The following is a 21,008-nucleotide window of genomic DNA, read 5'->3' as shown; positions in this document are numbered from 1 at the left end:
CGAACCCTATCCACAAGATTAAGCCTATTTTAAAAAGTAAAAATGCAAATCCAATAAAGGCGTTTGTTCCATAAAATAATTTGCTAATCATTTCCTTTCCTCGGCTAATTTTCTTTTAAGCTCATCAATAAGTAGCTTGTAAGGTATGGTTCTCTTTGTGAATTTACCGACAAATTTATCTGGAATAAAGTTAGTTTTGTGATATACCCGTTTCGGGGTTTCTGTATGAATCCCATTAAATATTAGTGAAATGGATTCAAAAGACTGTAACGTGCCAAACTCTGTTGGTTGCACGTTGTAGTCATGTCTTTCTTGGTAAGAGACGTTACTCGAAACACTACCACTAGAGCCAGAAACATCTCTGGAAAGAGGGTTGTAACCACTATCTTTTAAGTTTTCACTAAAGGACTGGGATTTGACTTGCTGAAGTGATTTACCACATAGTTCAGCAGCTGCTTTTCTATCATTTTCTGGCTCTACCGCTAGGAAGATTTTAGACCTCAATGAACCGAGTATTACCTGTGCCTTCTCTCGTCCGGTCTTTGATACTAGGGTGGTTATTGATTGAGTTAAAACCATACTGACGCACTTACTTTGGCGTGACTCAGCATAGAACTTGTCGTCGCCTTCGTTGGTGTTTTTTCCGGAAGTCGTGACGAAGTTTTGGTACTCGTCACAAATAAAGAAGGCCATTCTATCTTTGTTTAGCTGTGCATTATTTGCTTCTCTGGATACCCTACCAAGTAGTGTTCTTTGAAACTCGAGCTTGAGCATCACGCCGATAGCTGTACCTATGCTTCCATACTGTGAGGGTGGTGCATTCAAAGCAATAATCTTCCCTGAATCGATAATGCTTTCAAAATTGACCAGCTTTATTTTGTCTTGAGGTGGGCAGAAAGTCTTGGCTACAGAAGGCTTCGAAAATAGGTCTGTGATCGAAGTTACTGCGCTAACATATGTGGCCTTGTTTTTAGGGTTTTCGGATGCTAATTCCTTTTCAAAAAACATCCGGTGATATGAATAGTCAGATTCCTCATCTTCGCTAAGTTCGGCCTTTGACCTCCTATGAGAATAAGCCGCATCGTATCGGGAAAGCGTCTCTAATACTGGATTCTCATCTTCATTATCGTCACCACCGGACATGTCTGCGACCATATCGTTCAGGTCTTTTACTGTGACATACCCGTATGCAATGCGATGAATGCCAAGGCCATGTTTGATTATCTTGAACATGCCGTCTTTGACCCATTGATCTCCGCTGCCTCCACTTCCTCCAACCATATTTTCATACAAAGCAACTAGTCGGCCAGCTAATACTTCCACCATGATTTCAGGGGCGTGAATTGGGTTCCAGGTGTGTTCTCCTCCAATCTCTATTCTTATAATGTCCTTTTCACGGTTTACTGTTTTGGCGAAGGCTTCAACGGTTTTAAAAAAGTCACCTTTTTCGTCGAGTACCAAACCACATGGCTTAAGCTGCGCATCGTTTGGATGATAATTCAGAACTTGCTCAACAAATGGATATGCGCAGCTGGCCGTTTTGCCTGATCCAATACTTCCACACACAAAAATATTGCCGAATAAGCCATCAAGGGGAATTGTTGTCCACTCTGGGTTTGGTATGTAGCTTGCGTTATCTCCGTGGTATTCACCAATTACAAAAGACAGTCTTTCCGTTTTTGGCCAAGGTGGGAGTTTGTATAGAAACAGTCGTTGCTTTCGATCCTCTGCAATTTCCTCTTCTGTCGGAGCATTATGATGAATCCAGGAGGTTATAATCCGACCAATTACAAATAGAGTGAAGGCTCCAAATACGGCAGATATTAAGTGGAGGTTAACTATAAACCCGCCACCAAAACCATCCATAACTGTTGAGAGATGTGCTGGTGCAATCAGTAGATGACCTTTGTAAAACCAGCCGAATACCCATCCGATTATGGCTCCACCCGCGAGACACTGGGTTTCAAACCGGCCTAGCTGCTCATCGATGTTTTTCCATAATGTAGAGCGACTCGTATCGAGCGTGTTATTACGCATTTAAACCATACCCCTCTTGTGTCTCTTCTGATGTGTGGCCCATATGTAATGCAATCTCACTGCGACTTTTTCCCTGCTCTCTCATTTCATCGGCTGAGTTATGTCGCAATGTGTAGAAGCTGAAATTTTGTTCATTTTCTGGATCTAGTCGGTCGGTTGTTCGCTCCAGTCTCATTCTCAAAGCATCTTCGCTGGAATTAGGCTTAAAGTGCCCGTCATGCCGTTTCGCTAGCTCAGCTAGCTCTTCAGACTTGACGATAAGTAGTCGATCTTGGCCATGATCGTTCTGATAGCGGCTGGGTGCGTCCTCGAGGCCCTTGGATTTTTTTGCTCCTTGTATATTGATTGCTACTTCGCTGGTCGCCTCATTCGTTACCCGCATATGAATGCCTTTTTGCAGCTCTGCAGGGCGCAAGCCGGAATTCCTAGACACGACTAAGCTGTCATGAAGCTCTTGATCTCCACGCTTGTTGCAATCTTTGAGTAGTTGGTTGTAAAACTCTCCTGAGAACTGGCTTTTCCTCTTCGAATGACTCTGTGTCGGCGCTTGGCTGCGGTTCGATTGGTAGTCGATGCCTTGGAGGTTTTTGCGAGTAGCCGCTAAGGTCTTGCCTTGCTCTGGCTCTCCATTGTCGAAGTGCTGCTTTTCTGCCGAGCGAAGCATACGGCGAGCTACAGCGTGTTCTTTCCACCAAGTTTGACGGCTGGTTTGGTCGGCACGTTTTTGGAGGTATTCGGGCATTTGTAGTGGGTGGATGTTCTCAAGTCTGCGCGCGATCTTTGAGTACTCTTTTTGTGTGGATGGAGATAGCTCATTCTTCAGTGGCTGCTGGTTCTTGTCTGCACGGTATTGCATGTGGACGTTATTTACACCATCACTATTCCAGTGCCTCTTCAGGGTGTCATTAAGCCGAGCCTGCTCCGCAGCTAGTCGTTGTTCAAGCTTTTTACGTTGTTCTTGGGCTAGCTTTTGGCTCTGTTCGCGTGATTTATCACGCTGCTTTTCTCGGTCATCCTGCATTTCTTTCAGCGCATTAACCTTTTCACTGAGCTTGGGTTGCTGTTTTTTTTCACTTCCCGGCGAGATTGAAAGAGATGGCGACATATCCCCTTCTTTTCTCATGGGTGAGCCAGCCATGACTGCTTTAAGTCCGTCGCGCTGTGCGAGATCGCTCCAGAACTGCCAATTCTTAGTTGGAGTGAGAGTAGGGCCACGCTCACCGCTATCAACATGGCCAGACATTAAATAGGTGCCGTCTTGAGTTTTGCTCAGCCCCTTCGTACCCTCGCGCAAACCCTTTTCTAGGGCGTTCACTACGGGTTGAAAGTCCTTCTGCTTTAACGCTGATGGATTAATCGCCTGTAGTCCTCTTTCGATCGTAGTACCGTTTTTTGCAAAAGCAGTCTTTATGGCTTTTGCAGGCTCTATATCTGAAGTTTGGGCGTATGTGGAGGAAAGAGCGGTATTTGCTGCGTGACGATCAATAGCGAACCTCCCTCCTCCCAAGCTCTCGACAAAAGTGTTGGATTTGCTGAGCTTGCCTAGATATTCACTATTTTTGGACGCTTGACCGGACTGATCCTTCATCGGGTCATATATCATGGTTTGCCCAGGTTCCGAGCCTACTATTCTAGCCAGTCGCTGGTCGAGCTTTGCTGATATTGAACGTTCGCGTGGCTTGGTTTGATTGGGCGAGGCATTTGCCTTTACAAGCCCCGCTTCCAGTTTGTACCTGCCATCAGGTGTTTGAGAAAGGCCTTGTTCGCCTTTTTCTAGGGCAGACTCGAGCCGATTGACGAGCGTGTTGTGGAAGCGGGACTGGCCTTTCTGGCTGAGTGCTTTGGCCGGATCGATAACCAGTGAACCGTCGGATTGTTTTTCGCCCTTAAAGCGAAATTCCTTCTTGGTTTGTTCGCTAAGGGGTGATGAGTTGCTTGAGCCTCGATTTTTTTGGATGGCCTCAATAGCCGCTAAGCGGTCAATTTGGTATCGCCCGTCATCGGTTTTTTGAATATGTGCACCGCCGTTTGCTCGGATCAACTTATCCAGAAATTGGCGGTTTTGTGCTCCCCGGCCGGTTCTATCTTGCGCGGGGTTATAGGTTTGAAATTCCCCGCTTCCCTGGGTAAGGATACGCGCCAGCCTTTTGTCTGGAGCAATGGTGGGTGAGCGAGTTTGTTCTTTTTGTTGCTCGCGACCCTTAGCTGGAGCTTTTGCTCTAGCCTTTGCTTTTGACCGAGAGTATTCGCGTTCGCGCTCCATTAATCGAAGCCTTTGATTTTAGCCGCCCGAGAGCTTCGTGAGCCGATTGATCGCAGGGTGAATAGCCTAGTTATCCAAGTCCATAGTGACGCGACGGTACAGAGCGCTCCAACCAGGAGAAAGCCTGCGAAAATAGGGCTGAACTCATAAAGAGCATAAAACGAGAGAAATTGCTTATTGCCAAATTTGAACGCTAGCCACAATGCCAGTTGTGTTATGAGGATAAGCTCTACATATTTAGCAGCTAGCATTCTAAACATCGGGGATCTCCTTTCCTTTAAAGCCTTCCAGCTTGTTTAAGATAGTCACGACACCCAACTTCATTGACTTTTATGCTGTATGACTTGAGGATCGATCTAGCCCTGATAACTGGCTCATCTCGATTCCTGTAGCCTGGCAGCCACCCCGTTGATAGCTGGGACTTGGTATAAAAAGCTGAAGAATCCATGCCGGAGCAGGCAGCGCCCAAGCTAAAATTAGCTAGTCCGATCTCTAGGTTATCGCCAGTAACTTTCCCGCCTGTGGCCCTGAATAGGTCTAGTGGAATTAGGTAGGTTTTATATTTTCCTCTTTCCACATCTTGAGGCCGCGAGTTGTCCTTTACAGGTTTTGCAGACGTGTATTTCCTGATTTCAGCTGCAAGCTCTTTGTCTATTTCGTTTAGGGTTAACAACGACATTACCCCGGCAAGGTCGATGGGGCGAGAAATGACATTTCGCGCTATGAAGCGCGCTTTGATCTCGTCTTTATCCTGAATAGCTGAGATTAGACGGTTATAAACCTCATTGAAGTTCATCGCTATTTTGAATGGTAGATCACCCAGCTCCGTTGGATATGAGGCGCAATCCTCTGTCACGATATGCACGTTTTTCTGCCCTATTTTTTGTATATAGGTCGAAGAAAACTCTAAGTAAGTGCCTATTTTTACCTTGATAGGGTCTATGTCTTCGCCCGATTCTATTGAATCTAGGACAGCCGCTAGGTTGTTGATCCTAGGATCGTTTACGTAACAACCTTCTCCATCTGTAGGCATTACGCTAGGAGTTTTGACCTCCTCAGCTTTCTTTTCCTGTGGCGCGATCACCGTAAAGTCGAGATCGTCTCCTGGTGCCGCCAACGCTAGGGGAACAGACACACAAAATAATGTTAGTAGCAGTTTTCTCATTACTTATTTCCTCTTTTCCACGCAACTTGCAAAGTCAATTTGAATTGGTACGTTCGACGCCAGCGGTATTTTTACTAGGTTGGCATGCCCCTCTATTGGCAGGACTTTGTAGCCTTGAAGATCCGCCATAAGGTCGATTGCTGCTTGATATGGCCGTTTGTTCACTACAGCGCTTATGACTTCGTATTGGCTTGGCAGCTTGTACGGCCCACAGTCAGGCAGCACGTGGCCACCCATGCTCTTAAACAATTTGGCAAAGTTGTAGTCCTGTAGCGTGCCGGTGTAGGCCCAGTCGCGTGCGCTTGCGTCCTGTATTTGGGTCGGTGTCGGAGTTAGGCCGCTGGTCTTCTTAAAAAGGCGCATCAGAAGCTGTTGAGCCTCAAGGCCGCCGGCTTCTGCAGGAGGAGGAAGCCGCCATAGCTTTAGGTATGACCCTAGAGTTTTAGGTTTGACTTCTGTGTGCTCATACAACCATGAGACTTGCTGGGTGTTTTGAGCTTGCGCCGCTTGCGAGTAGAGAAAATAGAGATCACCAAAGGGAACAACTAGGCGGGATGCATTTACAGGGTAGTACTGGCCATCGTCAGATTTGTAGATGGCAGTTTTAGAGCAATCGCTTGCGCTGAGTAAGCGCACATGTTGAGCCAATTTTTCTTGATTGGCTTTTGATGTTTTAAACCAAGTTTTTAGCGTGATTGTTGCTGGCGCCGGCTTGTTATCAGATTCGACGAGAGCAAGAAATTCAGAAGGTGAGAGTCCCTGCAGGTCGTTTTGGTAAAGGCATTCAGCTGCCCATAAAGGCCAGGGGATGATCAGTAGAAGTAATGCTCCAAGCGTTTTCATACAAACAATCTCGTTATTTCGTATTTCAATTATTGCAAAAAAGATATACACTTTCAACTAAATCGAATCACAAAATATATAAAAGTGTTGAAGGTTTTTTGAATGGCAATTACGGAATCAGAGTTATGTGATTGGGTGAAAACGGGGGCGGCAAAAGAATTTGTCGTCGTTTTTGATGTGGATGCAGTAGCGCGAGTATTTACCGTGATAAACGGTGAGCGAGTGCCTGTTGGATCTGCTCGGCACCCTTGTCGCCTATTTAAAACAAGCGTTGCCTTAGTGAGGTTTATGCAAAAAGTTGGAGTAAAAAAATTTACGACGGAGATTGCTAATGATTAACAGGATGCAGTGGCAATGGGCGTTGCTCGGTATTAGCGCTGTTTACCTGGTGGCTGAGTTTGCTTTCAATGTGCGTTTAGTCGATAACGCGACCACCACTAACGAGCAGGTTATTCTGAGCTTGGAGTTTTGGGGGCGTGCGATCGCGGCTACAGGTTGTGTTGTGATACTGCTTCGATTCCTGTCATTTGATTTTATAAAAGCGAAGTTGCCACTGTGTGGAGCCTTGCTTTTGGCTGCTTGGGTCGCAGTGTTTTTCGCTCAAAAGCTGCTGATTGACTGGTATGTCAATTCATCGTCTGACATCCAAAAAGTAGACGCATGGCACATCACACTGTTTAAAAGAGGGCTTGATAACGGCGCTATTCAGCTTGAGGGGCTAGACACCTCTTCAGGGGTTCAAGCCAGAGATAAGACGCTCCTTTCACTTCTTGGCTTGATTGGCTTTTCACGTCCAGAATACGTTCAACTGCTTAAGACACGCTCTGAGGAAATCGCTGTATCAATTGCTGATAACCAGGCCGTTGACGATGCGGCTCCACTTTATGATGGATTTCTACGAATTAGGGAGGAGCTTGAGGGCAAATACCAAGAAGGACTGAAAGTCCAAAAATTAGCTCGTGATTACCCGCCTGTTTTGCAACGGGAGCTGCAGCAGTTTTTCACTGAGCGACGACGCTGTAACTCTGAAGCTAAGCCTTATGTGGAGCGGTGTTTTGACGGTATGGATGCCGAATATGAAAAGCGAATCAATCAAGCAGTGGGTACATTTATTGAGTGGAAGGAGTTTTGTACCCCCTCGTCGGCCTCAACGACTTATCAAATGCGTGCCGGTCAGCTTCAGGCCGTACAGAGTGATCATTTAGATTGTGACAGCATCTCTGCAGAGAGAATTGAAAAGGTGCTTCTGCAGGCACTTGGTATCAAATATCGCTTTGATAGTTGGAGTCAGTTTTCACGATTGCCTCAAGTGCAAGGTGTTATGCAGGAAAAGCTTGAGGTAAGTGCTTCCGTTGATCTGGATATGACGAAAGCAAGCTTTTTAAATGAGGTTGTTACTCCTAAGTACAGAAAGCGTGTTCTCGAGGAGCGCGATCGTTGGCTGTCCCTAGATATTGACGAAGAGCAAGGACGACAGGCTGTCAGAGCGGTGGTAGTTCACCCTATAGCCTTAGCATTTAGCTTGTTTTTTGGGCTTCTTAATGCTGTGGGGCTTATTTCTGGTATTGGTCGATTGGCGTTTAATCCCGCCTTTGGTCACTCCCTAACTGCCGCCTTTACGGGGGGAATTCTCGTTGTTCCCTTTGTATATAGCGGTGAAGATTATGGCTTCAATCAGTACCTAGAAGCTGTAAATATTGAAGAGTTTGGCTATGTCGTTCGATGGGTTATGACGGTAGAGCCGTGGATTTACAGGCTTTTTGGAGGTCTTATATGAAGTGGTTAAGTGTGATTTGTATTTTTGTTTTAGGGCAGCAAGCTGTAGCTCAGGATGACTTCTGGGGTAGCGATGACGACAAGTCAGTGACCAAAGGTGCTCCTGCTATTGCGAGTTCTGAGGTTTCTAAACCCAAGGCCGTGAGCCTCCCTGCCCCAGGAACAGATACATATTGTATGCCTGCAGTGGCGGATCCTCAGAAGATGATCGATGCGATGAAAAGCATGTTCCCGCAAGGGAAATTACCCAATCCATCTGAATGGCAGGCCTTCGCTGATAGGGTTGGTGGAGCTCACCAGCAAGCTGCACCCTCAGTGGATCATTGCCAACCTGGCGATTGGATAAGCGTTGGCGATAAGTTTACAGCTTTAGAGTTCTGCGATTTTGATTCAACCCCCGCGAGTGCTGCAGCGTTTGGAGTGTGCCGGTACCGAGGTCAGGCCAGAGATGTGAGGAGCCAATAGCATGGATAACCAAGTAGTAAGTATTAATGGCAGCTGTCGAAAAGTCTCACACTCTAAGCAAGAGATACCTCTTGTGTACATGAATGAAGTCGAATCATTGAAGTTAACGCAATGGTACGACTCATGTTCGTCTTTGGATATGGCGTGTGAAAAGGCTCTCAGCGGTGGAGCCTTTGATGGCGTTATTGTTGTCTGCATTACTTCCAATAATCAGCTGATGTTTATGCCAGCCAGGTAGATCAATCTATGTCTAGACGCCCTACTGATGTCGAGTATAAGGCTTATGATGGGATGCATTGCCGTGTTACTTGGAGGTCATTACCTCATGATTGGCGGTGTCCTGTCTGCGATCGTACGAAAAGAGAGATTTTGATTTGGGGCGAGCGTAGAGGCTCAAATGCCCGAGTATATGGAAAAGTTGGGTTCAAGGCGGGTATCCATAAGCATCATGATCATGGTGCAGATTTTGGTGCAGGACGCTTTCCTGATACGCATGTTTGTGGCGCTTGTAATAGGCTCGACGCAACACTAAAGAAGAAGGTTGAGGCCGTAGATAACTTTTCATTTTCTCCGGAAGAGCTGAAGCAGTGCCTGAGATCTGTACGCCCAAATGAAGGCATCAAGTCAACAGATATAGATTTTGATCGAGCCCTAGAAATTTACACCATTCTGAAGCTGTTACCTAAAGATTGAGGAGTATAAAAAATGCCAGAAAACGACATATCCCCTGATCTATCTAGATTTTCTACCATCGCCCAAACTGTGCATAGAAGGTTATCTGAAAGGCGTGATAAGGCTAATGACGCTAATAACACCGAGTTGGCTGCCCGTATTGACCGCGAAATATGTGGGCTTCAGTATGGAGAAACAATTATCAAAATGTTGCAGCAAGAAGACAAAAAATTGTATTCGAATGAAGATATCTTAGGGGCAATTGGTATGAGTAGCGTGTGTCGCTAAAGTTCATGCCGTAGCCGAAATATAATACCCCTCAGTCCAGGCTGGGGGAAACTAAATGAGCAATAAGGCATATGGTTCATGTTGTGTTGGTGGATGCAGAAGAAGATTCCGGCTTTGATAGCGAGTTTGAAACCGCAATTGAGCGTCATGATACAAATTGGGAGAAGTCAGAGCGTACATTTGAGCTCGAAAGCGTATCCCTTTCTCTAGTTCGCTGGAAGTTCGAAACTGATATTAGTTGCTACGATGAAAACTATGCTAATGGTGGATACGGCCCATCTATGAGTGACTATGGAACTGAATTTTCAGAGACAGTTGAGTTACGACTAAAAGGGTGTTTTAAGCCATTAAATATCGATGTTTCTGAGCCCAGGAACAAACAGTTTATTGAAGAGCTTTTTGGTATCGAAGATTCGCGAGATATTGTTTTTCCCATACTGATTTATCAGCAAATATCTGACTACAGGATTAAAAGAAATATTAGAAACATAATTCGTAAACATACATAATTTAGCGAGGTTGTTTTGACTAATACTAAAGATAAATACTACCCTAGGTTTTTAGTTACTCAGGAAATATTCGACGCAGCTTCTCCCGAAGAGCGAGCCAAATACAATTATGTGGTGGATGAGCGATTACTAGAAATGCCGGAGCATATTCCCCCTTCTCCAGTGGAAACGACGCATGTGCAAGATCCAAATAGATGATAACGGTGAGCCTTTTGTAGTACTTCCAGAAGCTATTTGGAAAGAGCTGGAATCTGATGATTGGCGAGTTGGTGATGAGCTTGGATATGAGCCTGATAAAGGGAAGATTCGCGTAGTCAACTTGTCGCGGCAGCAACGACTCAATGTACATGTTTGATCGTGAGCTTTAAAAAATGATCAAGCTAAGTAATTGATATGGCGAAACTGCTTAATTTTTTTCAACCAATCCTTAGGCAGTGGGGATGCAGCTAAAGCCATGCAGTAGCTACTAATTTCTTCATCTTTAATCTGTAACCGTTTAAAGGCTGTTCTAAGCTGCCCGTCATCGATACGACATGCTTTCACGCCTGTCATGGCGCGGTACAACAGGCCTTCCTTCGTACTTCCCCCCCAGAGTAACTTGCTAGAAACGTGAGTGATGTATGTGATTGAATTTCCCGTTTTAAATTCTCGCGTAGGGCCGTCGCTCCAAAAACAGCTTTGGACTTGCATTTGAGTAAAAAAGCCAACCCGGTTGGTAGCCTCTATAGCGGTGCCAACAAGTATATATCCATAATGGTTGGCCCAGGCTTTTGCTAAAGAATCTGCACCAGGGCTATAGCTAATAGTGTTATCTCCGATTTTTAACTCCTTGGGTTTGAAGTAAAAGCCTCTAACAACACTTCGTACTATGAGTCCTTCGCTTACTAACTGGGATATAATTCGTTGGACTGATGACCTGGATCCGATATGGTGGAATGCTTGAATATGAAAGACTTTACCATCGGGAATTTGCTTTAAGTAGCGCAGTACCTGCTCTTTCACTTATTCAACCCAGTTGTTTTTCTATAGATCAATTCCTCTGGAAGGTAATCTTGTAGTACTTCGTGAGGCAATGGCTCTTCTAAAATGCTTTCAATGTAACTTTTTTCTAGGTCTTTGATTGGTATACATTGAGATGGTTCATTGGATCCATCGTCGTACTCGCATACATGCAAGTATTTTCTAATTTCACTAAAGGGCTGATTATCGTACTGCGATAGGTCTTCTGCCGGTGTTTTGTTTGATGACCTTCTTAAATAATCAAGACCACCGTCAATAACATATTTTTCGCCGTTTGCATCTACGTAGGCAACATAGTGATGAGTGTGCCAACTGGTAAGAACCGTGCCATCAGGTGTGCGGATTTGGTTTAAAATGATTCTAGGCTTGTGCGTAGACACCTAATCGCGCTCCTCGTCAAAGGGTTCTCTATGACGTTGAAAGCTCATATCAGGCCTAGTGAGGTAAGCGACAGTTTTGCCCTTCCTTGTAATTTCTACCAGGTCAAGCGGCCCTTTGTTTAGAGTTTTGATAAGTGATGTAAACTCACGTTTAACCTTAGACATAGGTAGCTTGATAACAAACATTTAAAGGGTTTCTCGGAATTTCAATAAATATGCTTATCATGCTTGATGTTGAAAACTACGTTCAAGTGTAGGTTTTATCTGCAACACTTCTGGGCCATATCTCAGCCAAGCTTCAAGCACTGGTACTTCTCGGAAGATTGGAGGAAGGTGATTGTGCAAGAAAATCACTAGTTTTCGTAAGGTGACGCTTTTGGGAGGCTTATCGTGTTTAAGCCAGTCCATTACTGCCGGTCTTGAGAAGTTGGTTACTTCGGCTGCCCACGAAATTCTGCCGTTATTAAGTGGAGGTGCATCGAGGTCGCTCAAATCTAGCAGCCAGTTTAGCCGCTCAGAAAAGCCTGCATGAATTTCTGAGAGTTTAGCTTTTTCAACTGCGCCGAAATTTGGATATTTGCTATTGCTTGCTGTCATGAGTCGTTCAAGGCCTTGTTTAAGGTCATCCGGGTTACACCAAAGTGCCTGGCTACTTCGGTTTTGGTGATCATAGGGTCAGATAGCATTGCCCTGGCTTTTTTAACTTGGTCTTTACTGAGAGCTCTGGGCCGGCCGCCCTTGCGTCCTCGGGCGCGTGCCGCAGCCAACCCCGCACGTGTTCGCTCCTGGATCAGCGATCGCTCGAAATCCGCTAGAGCAGCGAATATGTGGAATATCAGCTTTCCACCTGCGTTTGTAGTGTCGATAGCTTCCGTTAGCGATCGGAAGCCGATACCTCTCTCCTCGAGGCCGCTGATAATTTCCACCAGGTTAGGCAAACTTCTCCCCAGCCTATCCAGCTTCCACACAATTAAAGTGTCCCCTTCCCTTGCGGCGTCAAGGCACTTATTGAGCTCAGGCCTCTCCCTTAAGGCTCCAGAAGCAGATTCCTGGTACACACGCTCGGCTCCAGCTGCCTTTAGGGCATCCAGCTGGAGGGATGTGTCTTGGTCATGGGTTGATACGCGAGCATAGCCGATAATCAAGCGGGTTCCTCATGCATTAGTGGCAGTATGCTGACTAGCTGCCGGTTTATGTGAGTGACGTTATGTGGCCGCACAATATACTCGCCCTCTTGACTGAACCTTTCGTTCAAATTTCTCGACTCTTCCGTTGGAATGCACTGTATGTGATAGTTGTTCCAGCCTAAAAAAACAGCCTCTGTATAACTGCCGCCATCGAATGTATGGGTGATGATGTCTCCAACTTGTGCATGTTGGAAGATAATCGATGCATTGCCCATTTTGTTTCTCCTCATTGTATAATAAAGGTACGTTAAGTGTGCATAGATTTTTATACGAGTTTCTATACGCATTTCTTGGGCAAATTAGCATGATTTTCTAACGTATGTCGGATGTATAGAAAACGGTGGTTTTATATCTATTGTTTGCGGATGCTAACCATTTTGCTGACATCAACAAAATGGTTTCTCAAGAGGAGGGGGACAAATTGTCCCCCTCCTCCAAATATGGCGAATATGCCACATTAGGCTTACTGGCAGAGTTACTGTCAGTTTTAAAATCCTCGAATTCGAGGGTTTTGGGTGAAAACAGTATGTTGGAAATCCCGACATACTGAGCTGCGTTTTAAACCCGTCGAATTCGATGGGTTTAGAATTTTTGGCGTTTTGTCGCCTTATTGATTATGTGAGTGAGTTAAGGTTGGTGATAATGGGCAAATTTAGAATAACTATGGAGTGTATGGATGTTTCCTGACATTAGACCGCCATTTAGCCATGTCGAGCGATTACTAGCGGATTTTGCAAAGAAAGATAAGCCGACTATTGCCGATTTTGCAGCTGTTGGAACGCTTGGTGTGATGTATGACAAGCTTGATCAGTATCGCATGGAAGCTATGCAAATGAGTACAGAGCAACTTAAGACAGAGAAACATAAGTCTTCGCGATTAGCCGAACACATGCGAAAGTCCGGTGATCCCCGGCCCTCCTCTCGTTGTGACTGTCATGCGATTGTTTCGGGCGGGATGAGGCAGGCTATTGAAATTCGTGCTGTTATGGCGTGGTTGAAGGTGCGCATCGATGATCCTGTTAATGGGTGTTGGTTGCCCAGAGATTGGGATGATCGAGCTCACATGCCAAATCATCTGCGTAGTGCTGTGCCCCACAGAAGGATTCATCATAGGCAGTATTATCTATGGCTTGCAAGTCGCATAAACGTAAGGATTATAAAGAATTCAGATCAATTGATTAACGCACTTCGGATGGCTCGTAGACTACTACAAAGCGGTGCCGTGCCTCCGAGTGTTATGCCGCGAACAGGAAGGTAAACGATGTTATACACCCTAATCAGCGATTATGATAATTATCTTGATTTTCACTTTGATGATGAGCAAATCTTAAGAATTATTGGGGAGCTCAGTGATGATACTGTAGATAAGCGCATTGATCTGAATAGTATTCCTCGAAGCTACAAAGGCATAATTGATGAGCCTTTAAAATTTAGTTTTCCCATTGTAGAAAAATGCGATGAAAAGAAGGAGTTACCTGATTTGGCAGTAGACAAAGGGCGCCTATTCTTGAGTGTTAAAGCCTATGAATCGCTAAAGCCGTTGATTGAAAATGATGGAGAATTTTTGCCTGTCAAATATGAGAATGGCAGTGGTTATTTCTACATTCCTTTACGTGTTGCTGAAGTTGATCCTGCGACAACCCACCGAGACCAATGGGAGGAAATTGTAAGTCTTGGGTTTGATGAAGAGCACGTAAAAGACTGGTCTCTTTTTCGTACTGAATATAATGCTTGCATGAGTTTGTACTGCCAGGAAAAAATCAAAAAAGCTATCGAAGAGGATCAACTCACAGGGCTATATATTACCAACGATTTGGCCAATATTTTCCCTGAAGACAGGAGTACTGTGGCACGTATTAACTGATACTAACCTAACTATTATTATTAAAACGTTCGCAAGTCATTGATATTTCTAGTCATCTTTACATTCCAATTAACCTTGGAAGCACGAAAATAATTGGTATACAAGGCAAGCTGCTAAATGCTACACACAGTTTTATCAGATTCCAGTCAGTACCTTGGAGCCGTGATTGATAGTGATTACGTAGCTTCGATTGTTGGAAGCCTTAGAGGCTCTAGGATTGATGATCGCATTGATGTTAACCATCAGCCTCGAGCCTGGGGAGGGGTTTTTCCTGACCCTATCCCTGTTACCTTCCCAGTGCTTAGCAGTGATGATAAAAGCAAAACCATACCGGATATAGCAGAATTTCAGGGGCGTTTGTTTTTAAATGAAAAAGCTTATCAAGGTCTTAAACCGGTCATTGAAAGTGATGGTGAGTTTATCCCTGCAACAGTTGATGGAGAAAACGGCTATATCTTCACTCCCTTACGTAAAGCAGAAGATGTAGACGGCTTGGATGGCTCTTTGAGCAAAAAAAATGAGTGGGAAGATGTTGAGCACTTGGCATTTTTAGAAGACCAGGTGCGAGGCTTTAACCTATTTCGTGCTGAATATACAGCATGTATGAGGCTGTACTGCCAAGAATCGTTTAAAGGCGCTGTGCAAAACGCAAATCTTACAGGGTTATATTTTAGCCCGGATTTAGCCAATATTTTTCCTGAAGAAAGAGCCTCTGTGACACGTATTAACTGACATCAAAACGAACGGATGAAGCATGAACAGTAAACTGAAATACATCTCCATTGAAGGCAAAATAACTTCTCGCGGTGAGTACATTACCGAGTCTATGGAGTACCGTCCTTATGAAGCGGTAACCATTATCGATAATGATGGTGATGAAGTTCATTTCAGTATGCTGTCGATTTCCAAAAGGATGGATGACTTGATTACACCAGGCGAAAAGTGCCGCATGTACATTCTGCGGTTTAAACACAAAAACAAGCTCTACGGCGTTTTGTTCGCAGCTGAAATCTCCGATCGCAAGCATTTTTATCCTGAGACCGCTATCCCCGCCTTAAAGGCTCTAGCGCTTAAATCGCGTAAGCGCTACCCTTTTATCAGCGATTCATCCGCAGCGGCTGGGTCTGTTTTGTTTTTGGGTGGGATCTTAGGCACGGCCTTGTCTTTTGGCCTGGATATTAAGTGGATACCGTCGTTTATTACAGGGCTTGTTGTTGTCGGTATCTGGATGTATATGCCTATGATTCTTTCTTCAAAAAACGCAGGCCTAAAAGAGATGAGACAGCTTTTGAAGGCCGATGGTTTTGACCTTTCGATTAAGGCAAGCTCAAGCAAATATTAGTAAGTAAATGAGTAAATACTCAAATGAGTCTGCCATTCAAGAATCGATAGTCGAACTGGATCCGAGTGATCTAGCGGATGTGTTGTCGATTTGCCTGTGGGATCTTTCCTTTCCCCCCTCACAAAAAGAAGCGTTTCAAATGCTGAGTTTTATTAAAGGTCGCGACGATGTTGAGTTTTGCGGTGAAGCAATTGAAGTTATGGAGGATTACATCCGTGCGTTCTAGTCTTCGTGCCAGATCGGTAGCATTATGATTGCTTCGGTAAGGCAAAAGCTGCGGCCAACAATTTATTATTGGGCGCCGGTGGGTTATCTAAAAGATCCAGAACATGCAAGCTATCTCTTTCGGTCAGCTCCAATCGCTCGTTCTCGTCGATAATCTTCCGTGCTGCTGACATCACATTGCGGATCACGAACTCAGTCAAGTTGGTATGCTGTAAAGCGGCTGCACGCATCAACAGCGCCTTTTCTTCTGAGGCAATACGTAGTGACATACGGTCGTTAGTTTTTACTGGAATCTTAGGCATGGTTAAGCCCTCTTAATACACTCAATTGGGTTTTGACACAGGAAAGTTGGCGGTTATCGCAGCTACCCGGTCATTACCCTTCATTCTGGAGAATTTTTCCAAGATGACGGCCAACCCTCTAGTTGCTGCGTATTGACCGGCTTTCCAGCTCTTTATCGATCGCAGATGCAAACTCGGTGACTTGTGAAAAAAGAGCATCTAGTTCACTGCCTTGTACATTGATAGGTTTTTTGTCCATGTCATGGCCACTTCGATGAACAATGTGATGTCGTTTTTGCAGGGCTTTTTCAAAGAAAGTTATATCGGGTAGAGTAATCCCAAGGCCTTGTTCGAACAAAGGCTTAACCCTTTTGGTTTGGTGCCACACGATGCTTTGCAGATATGCTTTTACGTGATCTTTTGGGCTTTTGTTTTCCTTTACTATATCTCCGAGCTTTATTTGTTTGTCTCGCAGGCCTTGGATTCTCACGATAATGTCATGTAGCGATTTAATATCGTTATCTACCCAGAAATATACCGTTTCCCATAAAAACGATTCCAGAGCCCCTACGGTCGCGCTATACAGTAAGGAGCGACACAATGTTTTAGCCTCTTCGGATCCCTGAAGTGCTAAAAGTTGTTGATACTGATTTATGCGTGCTTTTAAATTGGCGAGCGGCTGTGATCGTTCCGCCATTTGCTCTAAGTCGTATAGTGAGTCGTAGTAATCATCTGGTCGTTCGTTGTTTGCCGGAGCCCACTGATCACCATGCATTTCGTGCATCTCATCAATAATCTGCTCTATGACGCTATCAGGGACTAAGCCGGTGAATCGGTTTGGTATTTCGTTTGCGGGGTCATAAGGGCCGCCATGAATGAACAGATAACCTCCTTCTCTTCCGTTGTATGGAGTATCGCCGGCCGGGTCGCAGTAACGAGCCAAAAACCATTCCCGCACAGCTATCTCTTGATCATCTTTTGATGCTCGAGACAGCCAGTGGTCGCTTGGCTCAAATGGGCCTGTTAGGTCAAACCGGTTGTCGTGAGCTTCTTCCGGTAAGTTGCTGAGCTCAGAGTCTCCCAGGTAGTCATTCCAACCCATTAAATTAGCTCCTATTCGGCTTGAAAATATACTCGGATATCATGATATTCCCCATTGTTCACTTGCCTTATCACTGCTGCTAAATCGGCCAATATATCGGATCCATAGCCGAAAGAAGAAACGCCATATACAGCGTGGTCTTCACCCGTTGAACAGTACTTCGGGTTATCCAACGTATGGAATGTTCTGCAATTATAGGGACGGTATTGGTAAATTGAGCAGTTACCACTTTCGGCTAAGAATGGACAAGGGGAATGGCCACTCTTAGCAATGATATTGTTATAAATGGCTCGGCCAGTTTTACGATGTATGTACTCGGCTTCTAACCTCGAAACATTGACCGGAATTTCGCAGCAAGCACTACAGCCCCTTTCGCACACAGCGAATGTAGCGACAAAACGGTTGTACTCATCCATGAAATCATAAAGACGTGCAAGCAAATCAAGTGGAAAAGATTGCATATGCTCCAGCTGGGTAAGGACTTGCCTGAATTTCTGATTCAGCTCTTGCGGAACAGGAGGTAGAACGATTTCATCAGCTGTTTTGTAACGCTTTTCTTTTACCGGTGTTTTAGGTTTTATTGTCTGTTTTATTCTACTTAGAAAAGAAATTGGTATCCCCTCCCACTGTTCTTTGATCGGTTGTTTTACTCAAATACTTATATGAGTATTTGAGTTTATAGCATTACTTTAAGTGCTCTTAGCCGAGAAACACTTTGTGGCAACTGTTGTTTGAGTAGGCAATCTAGGTAAGCATCTGCCGTAAAAGGCGGGTTCTTTAAGCTTTGGCGGTGTGTTCTGGCTGCCTCGATCACGGTACCGATATGGAGATCCATTAAATCCATGATGAATTCGTCTGGGTGAATAGCCTTTAAATTGAATTTATCTAGTGCGCGGTCTGGGAAGTCCTTTAAATTAAACGTTACGATCGCTTCTGCGCGCGTATGTATTGCGGCGGCCACCACATGGCGGTCGTCTGGATCGGGAAGCTCAACGGCTTCTATAAGCGGCTCAAACCCGGAAACTAAACATCCCCTAACGTTGGCATTCATTAGGTCTTTCGTGCGAGTAAGCTGTTTCTGAGTTAAATCTGGCCGATTTGCTAGTAAGTTACGGATCCATTCATCATGGATCATATCCGACCACCTAGCTCTGAACATATCCGTCAAAGCTAGGTACATAAGAAAGCTCCGCAATGGGGCGGGATACATCACGCATGCATCATAGACAACTGTGAAATTGGAAGTCATTCGTATCCCATATTCATTGCTTGGTCGAGCTCAGAGAGCTCAGAGAGCGACGCTAGGCGCTTCTTATCGATGTCATGCTTGTAGTTCAGCACATCAGAAAAGGCGACTTTACGCCTGTTACCGACACGATGATAAGGAATTTTTTCATCATCCAGTAGCTTTATAAACGTGGGTCGAGATACGTTAAGTATGTCGGCACCCTCTTGAGTTGTAAGCTGAGCATGGACGGGTATAAGGTTAACCGTATTACCTTCTCCAAGTTGTGTTAATACTTCAACCAGGAGACGGAGAGCGCTAACAGGAATTTCGACTGCGTGCGCGATACCCTCTTTATCGGTGATGCTTACGGCTTGTGAGTCTGCTTTTGTCTCCAAGAAAGCAGACAACTCGCGGCTGGACAGTTTTGCCAGTGCTGCTTCTTCTGGTGTAGGTAGCTTTTCTTGTAGGAGGTTCATAGTTCAGTCTCTTTGGTAGATCTGTAGATGCTTTAATTATTCGAAATATTCGCAAGTTTGTCAAGTATTCGAAATATTCGCAAGAAATTAAACTTGCGATAACTCTATTTATGTGAGTAAATGAGTTATTGAGTAAATAAGTAAGAGGGCTTTTTATGAATGTAAAAAACATTGGTTTAGGCGTGATTTGTATTTTTGCTTGTGGGTTGGTAATGGTGCAAACGTCTGCGCTAGATAACAGGATTAATGAAAAAATAAGGAATGGCAGTGAATTAAGTGTGCTGGAGAAATTCTCTTGTACATGGATGCATTGCGAAGGGAGCTCAAAAACTCATTTGAGTAAATGAGTTTTTGAGTTAATTCTCCTCCATTGATAAATCGCAGTCATCGCACGATATATTTAAGCCTGACCTTCCCCAGACATTAGCCTTACACCCTTGGCAGGTGTACTTTGATTTTACCTTCTGAGCAGCTGTGTCTATTACTAGCGTTTCCGACTGAAGTAACTCGCTGACTGTGGAGGTTAGCGAGCTCACAGTAACTGAGTCGGTATCACCGAGTACTTCAGAATAATTTTCAAACACCTCATTCGGTGGAGTGACTCGGGCATAACGATCTACCCAAGGAAGGATGAAACTCTCTGACGACACAAGTGTTTTGCACTTATCAATGAACAGGCCGCCGGCAATAGGGTAGTCAGACATCCGTTCCCCGGTCTCTTTTCCTCCCGGTCGTCCAGTTGTGGAAGGCATAAGCCCCACGTCTTTCATTTTCTTTGCCCACTCTTTGTTATGGTAGCCTCTTCGCCCTGGTGTTCCGTGAACATGTTGCCAGCAATGAACCATTTCATGAACAAGTGTTTGAAACAGCTCAATAATGGCCGCTTGGCCAACATATGAAGGGTTGATGGCTATTTCGTGGCAGTTTTTACCTTCTTTGGATGCCCATCTATCCGGAGCAAAGTACCCCATTACTGATTTTTGCCTCTGGACAGTGAATATAACGGTAGGCAGGCCGCGATCGAACAAGGTTTCATTAAAGAAATCGAAGCTTTTTTGCAGTGATGAATATAGCTCAGAAGTTGGTGTCATATGACTCATAATTTTGGATCGTACGATCCAAAAAACTCCTATGTTGAATTAAGCGTTAAACCAATTTAACACTAGGTGCGGTTTGCGACACAAAAGACGGAAAACGCACGAAAGTTTATTTGTACCTTGCCGGAAACCGCGTTCGTGCGGCTTCCGGCATTATGAGTAAGCACGTAAATAAGTAAAGGTGCCAGCGCTCTCTCTGGCAGTCACACCACTAGGCAGGTGTCGCTCCCGCTATAGGCCTTGGCGAGCGGGAATGAGTAAATACATAAATAAGTATTTACTCATTATTCAGTTAAGGGCTTTCTAGGAAAGCCCAAGTTTATTTAACTTTTGAAGAAAGCTTCGATATCAGGCCTGCTGCTTCGCACTTCCTTGTTCATAGCAGAGTAGAGCGGCTGAAGTTGTAGATCTTCGGAATCCCAGGTTATAGCGACGAAAGACAGCATACTCGCTAAGAAGTCTGCGTCGTCTCCGGACATACTGCCAGATAGGGCTCCACCTTCTATAGACATCCTTTCGGAATCGTTTGATGCGCGGAAGTAGAAATAATCTTCAGCTTCTATGACCGAAAGGTTTCCCTGAGCAAACTTTCCAGTAATTTTGTTGTACTCAATTTTAAACTGATCAACGAGCTGGGTAGTTAGTTCTTTACTTAAAGTGCTGTATTTACTCATTTACTTATCCTCATGGTTTGTTTGGATTGCTGCTCTCAAGCAACAAAGCCATTATATCAATAATGAGTAAATGAGTAAATGAGTAAATGAGTAAATGAGTAAATGAGTAAATGA

The 21,008-nt window shown here is 44.7% G+C and carries 31 protein-coding genes; 14 read left to right on the top strand and 17 right to left on the bottom strand.

Features of this window, described 5'->3' with window-relative positions:
- Positions 1–87: 87 nt before the first annotated feature.
- The 4 genes from BVC89_RS29395 to BVC89_RS29375 all read right to left on the bottom strand — a co-directional run bounded on the left by BVC89_RS29395 (position 88) and on the right by BVC89_RS29375 (position 6,308).
- Positions 88–2,037 (bottom strand): type IV secretory system conjugative DNA transfer family protein, encoded by a 1,950-nt coding sequence (locus BVC89_RS29395; RefSeq protein WP_103654511.1) that lies wholly within the window; start codon positions 2,035–2,037, stop codon positions 88–90.
- A complete protein-coding gene (locus BVC89_RS29390) occupies positions 2,030–3,640 on the bottom strand; it encodes a site-specific integrase (RefSeq protein ID WP_158658209.1) in 1,611 nt (536 codons plus the stop codon). The genes BVC89_RS29395 and BVC89_RS29390 overlap by 8 nt, the downstream gene beginning before the upstream one ends.
- A 937-nt stretch (positions 3,641–4,577) precedes the next feature.
- Positions 4,578–5,465, bottom strand: a complete 888-nt coding sequence (locus tag BVC89_RS29380) for a hypothetical protein (protein WP_103654508.1) — start codon at positions 5,463–5,465, stop codon at positions 4,578–4,580.
- Positions 5,466–5,468: 3 nt separating this feature from the next.
- Positions 5,469–6,308: a hypothetical protein gene (locus tag BVC89_RS29375; protein WP_103654507.1), complete on the bottom strand. Its 840-nt coding sequence runs from the start codon at positions 6,306–6,308 to the stop codon at positions 5,469–5,471.
- 102 nt (positions 6,309–6,410) lie between these two features.
- Here BVC89_RS29375 and BVC89_RS29370 point away from each other — a divergent pair, with 102 nt between their 5' ends.
- The 9 genes from BVC89_RS29370 (at position 6,411) to BVC89_RS29335 (ending at position 10,373) form a co-directional block, all read left to right on the top strand.
- The gene (locus BVC89_RS29370) at positions 6,411–6,647 is read left to right on the top strand and encodes a hypothetical protein (RefSeq protein ID WP_103654506.1); all 237 of its coding nucleotides are present in this window, start codon (positions 6,411–6,413) and stop codon (positions 6,645–6,647) included.
- Positions 6,640–8,085 carry a hypothetical protein gene (locus tag BVC89_RS29365; protein ID WP_103654505.1) on the top strand — a complete coding sequence of 482 codons (1,446 nt, stop codon included), beginning with the start codon at positions 6,640–6,642 and terminating at the stop codon, positions 8,083–8,085. The genes BVC89_RS29370 and BVC89_RS29365 overlap by 8 nt, the downstream gene beginning before the upstream one ends.
- The gene (locus tag BVC89_RS29360; RefSeq protein WP_103654504.1) at positions 8,082–8,549 is read left to right on the top strand and encodes a hypothetical protein; all 468 of its coding nucleotides are present in this window, start codon (positions 8,082–8,084) and stop codon (positions 8,547–8,549) included. Before BVC89_RS29365 ends, BVC89_RS29360 begins: the two co-directional genes overlap by 4 nt.
- Position 8,550: 1 nt before the next feature.
- Positions 8,551–8,787, top strand: a complete 237-nt coding sequence (locus BVC89_RS29355) for a hypothetical protein (RefSeq protein ID WP_103654503.1) — start codon at positions 8,551–8,553, stop codon at positions 8,785–8,787.
- 8 nt (positions 8,788–8,795) lie between these two features.
- A complete protein-coding gene (locus tag BVC89_RS29350) occupies positions 8,796–9,242 on the top strand; it encodes a rubredoxin (RefSeq protein WP_158658208.1) in 447 nt (148 codons plus the stop codon).
- A 12-nt stretch (positions 9,243–9,254) separates the two neighbouring features.
- The gene (locus tag BVC89_RS29345; RefSeq protein ID WP_103654501.1) at positions 9,255–9,509 is read left to right on the top strand and encodes a hypothetical protein; all 255 of its coding nucleotides are present in this window, start codon (positions 9,255–9,257) and stop codon (positions 9,507–9,509) included.
- Positions 9,510–9,580: 71 nt separating this feature from the next.
- The gene (locus BVC89_RS29340) at positions 9,581–10,018 is read left to right on the top strand and encodes a hypothetical protein (protein WP_103654500.1); all 438 of its coding nucleotides are present in this window, start codon (positions 9,581–9,583) and stop codon (positions 10,016–10,018) included.
- Between the two features lie 15 nt (positions 10,019–10,033).
- Positions 10,034–10,216, top strand: coding sequence for a hypothetical protein (locus tag BVC89_RS30045; RefSeq protein ID WP_158658207.1), 183 nt, complete (start codon positions 10,034–10,036; stop codon positions 10,214–10,216).
- On the top strand, positions 10,194–10,373 hold the full coding sequence (locus tag BVC89_RS29335) for a hypothetical protein (RefSeq protein WP_103654499.1): 180 nt from the start codon (positions 10,194–10,196) through the stop codon (positions 10,371–10,373). Before BVC89_RS30045 ends, BVC89_RS29335 begins: the two co-directional genes overlap by 23 nt.
- Before the next feature lie 20 nt (positions 10,374–10,393).
- Here BVC89_RS29335 and BVC89_RS29330 read toward each other — a convergent pair whose 3' ends face one another.
- From BVC89_RS29330 to BVC89_RS29305, 6 genes are read right to left on the bottom strand one after another with little or no spacing between them, the layout of a single operon-like run.
- Positions 10,394–11,020: a DUF6088 family protein gene (locus tag BVC89_RS29330; RefSeq protein WP_103654498.1), complete on the bottom strand. Its 627-nt coding sequence runs from the start codon at positions 11,018–11,020 to the stop codon at positions 10,394–10,396.
- Positions 11,017–11,418, bottom strand: coding sequence for a hypothetical protein (locus BVC89_RS29325; RefSeq protein ID WP_103654497.1), 402 nt, complete (start codon positions 11,416–11,418; stop codon positions 11,017–11,019). Before BVC89_RS29325 ends, BVC89_RS29330 begins: the two co-directional genes overlap by 4 nt.
- On the bottom strand, positions 11,419–11,604 hold the full coding sequence (locus tag BVC89_RS29320; RefSeq protein ID WP_103654496.1) for a hypothetical protein: 186 nt from the start codon (positions 11,602–11,604) through the stop codon (positions 11,419–11,421).
- Positions 11,605–11,640: 36 nt separating this feature from the next.
- On the bottom strand, positions 11,641–12,015 hold the full coding sequence (locus BVC89_RS29315) for a hypothetical protein (protein WP_103654495.1): 375 nt from the start codon (positions 12,013–12,015) through the stop codon (positions 11,641–11,643).
- Positions 12,012–12,563 carry a recombinase family protein gene (locus tag BVC89_RS29310; RefSeq protein ID WP_103654494.1) on the bottom strand — a complete coding sequence of 184 codons (552 nt, stop codon included), beginning with the start codon at positions 12,561–12,563 and terminating at the stop codon, positions 12,012–12,014. The genes BVC89_RS29315 and BVC89_RS29310 overlap by 4 nt, the downstream gene beginning before the upstream one ends.
- Entirely contained in the window at positions 12,560–12,820 is a 261-nt protein-coding gene (locus BVC89_RS29305) for a hypothetical protein (RefSeq protein WP_103654493.1), read from the bottom strand. Before BVC89_RS29305 ends, BVC89_RS29310 begins: the two co-directional genes overlap by 4 nt.
- Before the next feature lie 461 nt (positions 12,821–13,281).
- Here BVC89_RS29305 and BVC89_RS29300 point away from each other — a divergent pair, with 461 nt between their 5' ends.
- The 5 genes from BVC89_RS29300 to BVC89_RS29280 all read left to right on the top strand — a co-directional run bounded on the left by BVC89_RS29300 (position 13,282) and on the right by BVC89_RS29280 (position 16,037).
- On the top strand, positions 13,282–13,863 hold the full coding sequence (locus tag BVC89_RS29300) for an AHH domain-containing protein (protein WP_103654492.1): 582 nt from the start codon (positions 13,282–13,284) through the stop codon (positions 13,861–13,863).
- Positions 13,864–13,866: 3 nt separating this feature from the next.
- Entirely contained in the window at positions 13,867–14,469 is a 603-nt protein-coding gene (locus tag BVC89_RS29295; RefSeq protein ID WP_103654491.1) for a hypothetical protein, read from the top strand.
- A 117-nt stretch (positions 14,470–14,586) separates the two neighbouring features.
- Positions 14,587–15,201: a hypothetical protein gene (locus tag BVC89_RS29290; protein ID WP_103654490.1), complete on the top strand. Its 615-nt coding sequence runs from the start codon at positions 14,587–14,589 to the stop codon at positions 15,199–15,201.
- A gap of 22 nt (positions 15,202–15,223) precedes the next feature.
- Entirely contained in the window at positions 15,224–15,811 is a 588-nt protein-coding gene (locus tag BVC89_RS29285; RefSeq protein ID WP_103654489.1) for a hypothetical protein, read from the top strand.
- 7 nt (positions 15,812–15,818) lie between these two features.
- On the top strand, positions 15,819–16,037 hold the full coding sequence (locus BVC89_RS29280) for a hypothetical protein (RefSeq protein ID WP_103654488.1): 219 nt from the start codon (positions 15,819–15,821) through the stop codon (positions 16,035–16,037).
- A 22-nt stretch (positions 16,038–16,059) separates the two neighbouring features.
- Here BVC89_RS29280 and BVC89_RS29275 read toward each other — a convergent pair whose 3' ends face one another.
- The 7 genes from BVC89_RS29275 to BVC89_RS29240 all read right to left on the bottom strand — a co-directional run bounded on the left by BVC89_RS29275 (position 16,060) and on the right by BVC89_RS29240 (position 20,894).
- Positions 16,060–16,338 carry a type II toxin-antitoxin system TacA family antitoxin gene (locus BVC89_RS29275; protein ID WP_103654487.1) on the bottom strand — a complete coding sequence of 93 codons (279 nt, stop codon included), beginning with the start codon at positions 16,336–16,338 and terminating at the stop codon, positions 16,060–16,062.
- Between the two features lie 118 nt (positions 16,339–16,456).
- Positions 16,457–17,419 carry a hypothetical protein gene (locus tag BVC89_RS29270; protein WP_103654486.1) on the bottom strand — a complete coding sequence of 321 codons (963 nt, stop codon included), beginning with the start codon at positions 17,417–17,419 and terminating at the stop codon, positions 16,457–16,459.
- A gap of 11 nt (positions 17,420–17,430) precedes the next feature.
- Positions 17,431–17,880: a YkgJ family cysteine cluster protein gene (locus BVC89_RS29265; RefSeq protein WP_158658206.1), complete on the bottom strand. Its 450-nt coding sequence runs from the start codon at positions 17,878–17,880 to the stop codon at positions 17,431–17,433.
- A gap of 215 nt (positions 17,881–18,095) precedes the next feature.
- Positions 18,096–18,668 (bottom strand): PIN domain-containing protein, encoded by a 573-nt coding sequence (locus BVC89_RS29260; protein ID WP_103654485.1) that lies wholly within the window; start codon positions 18,666–18,668, stop codon positions 18,096–18,098.
- The gene (locus tag BVC89_RS29255) at positions 18,665–19,123 is read right to left on the bottom strand and encodes an excisionase family DNA-binding protein (RefSeq protein ID WP_103654484.1); all 459 of its coding nucleotides are present in this window, start codon (positions 19,121–19,123) and stop codon (positions 18,665–18,667) included. Before BVC89_RS29255 ends, BVC89_RS29260 begins: the two co-directional genes overlap by 4 nt.
- Positions 19,124–19,479: 356 nt before the next feature.
- Positions 19,480–20,214 (bottom strand): SprT-like domain-containing protein, encoded by a 735-nt coding sequence (locus BVC89_RS29245; RefSeq protein WP_103654526.1) that lies wholly within the window; start codon positions 20,212–20,214, stop codon positions 19,480–19,482.
- Between the two features lie 329 nt (positions 20,215–20,543).
- Complete coding sequence (locus BVC89_RS29240; RefSeq protein WP_103654482.1) at positions 20,544–20,894, bottom strand: hypothetical protein; 351 nt, start codon at positions 20,892–20,894, stop codon at positions 20,544–20,546.
- Positions 20,895–21,008: the final 114 nt, after the last annotated feature.

This window comes from Agarilytica rhodophyticola (genome assembly GCF_002157225.2).
Lineage (GTDB): Bacteria > Pseudomonadota > Gammaproteobacteria > Pseudomonadales > Cellvibrionaceae > Agarilytica > Agarilytica rhodophyticola.
Note: the sequence above shows the minus strand (reverse complement) of the source record. Positions and strands in the feature narration are given on the sequence as shown.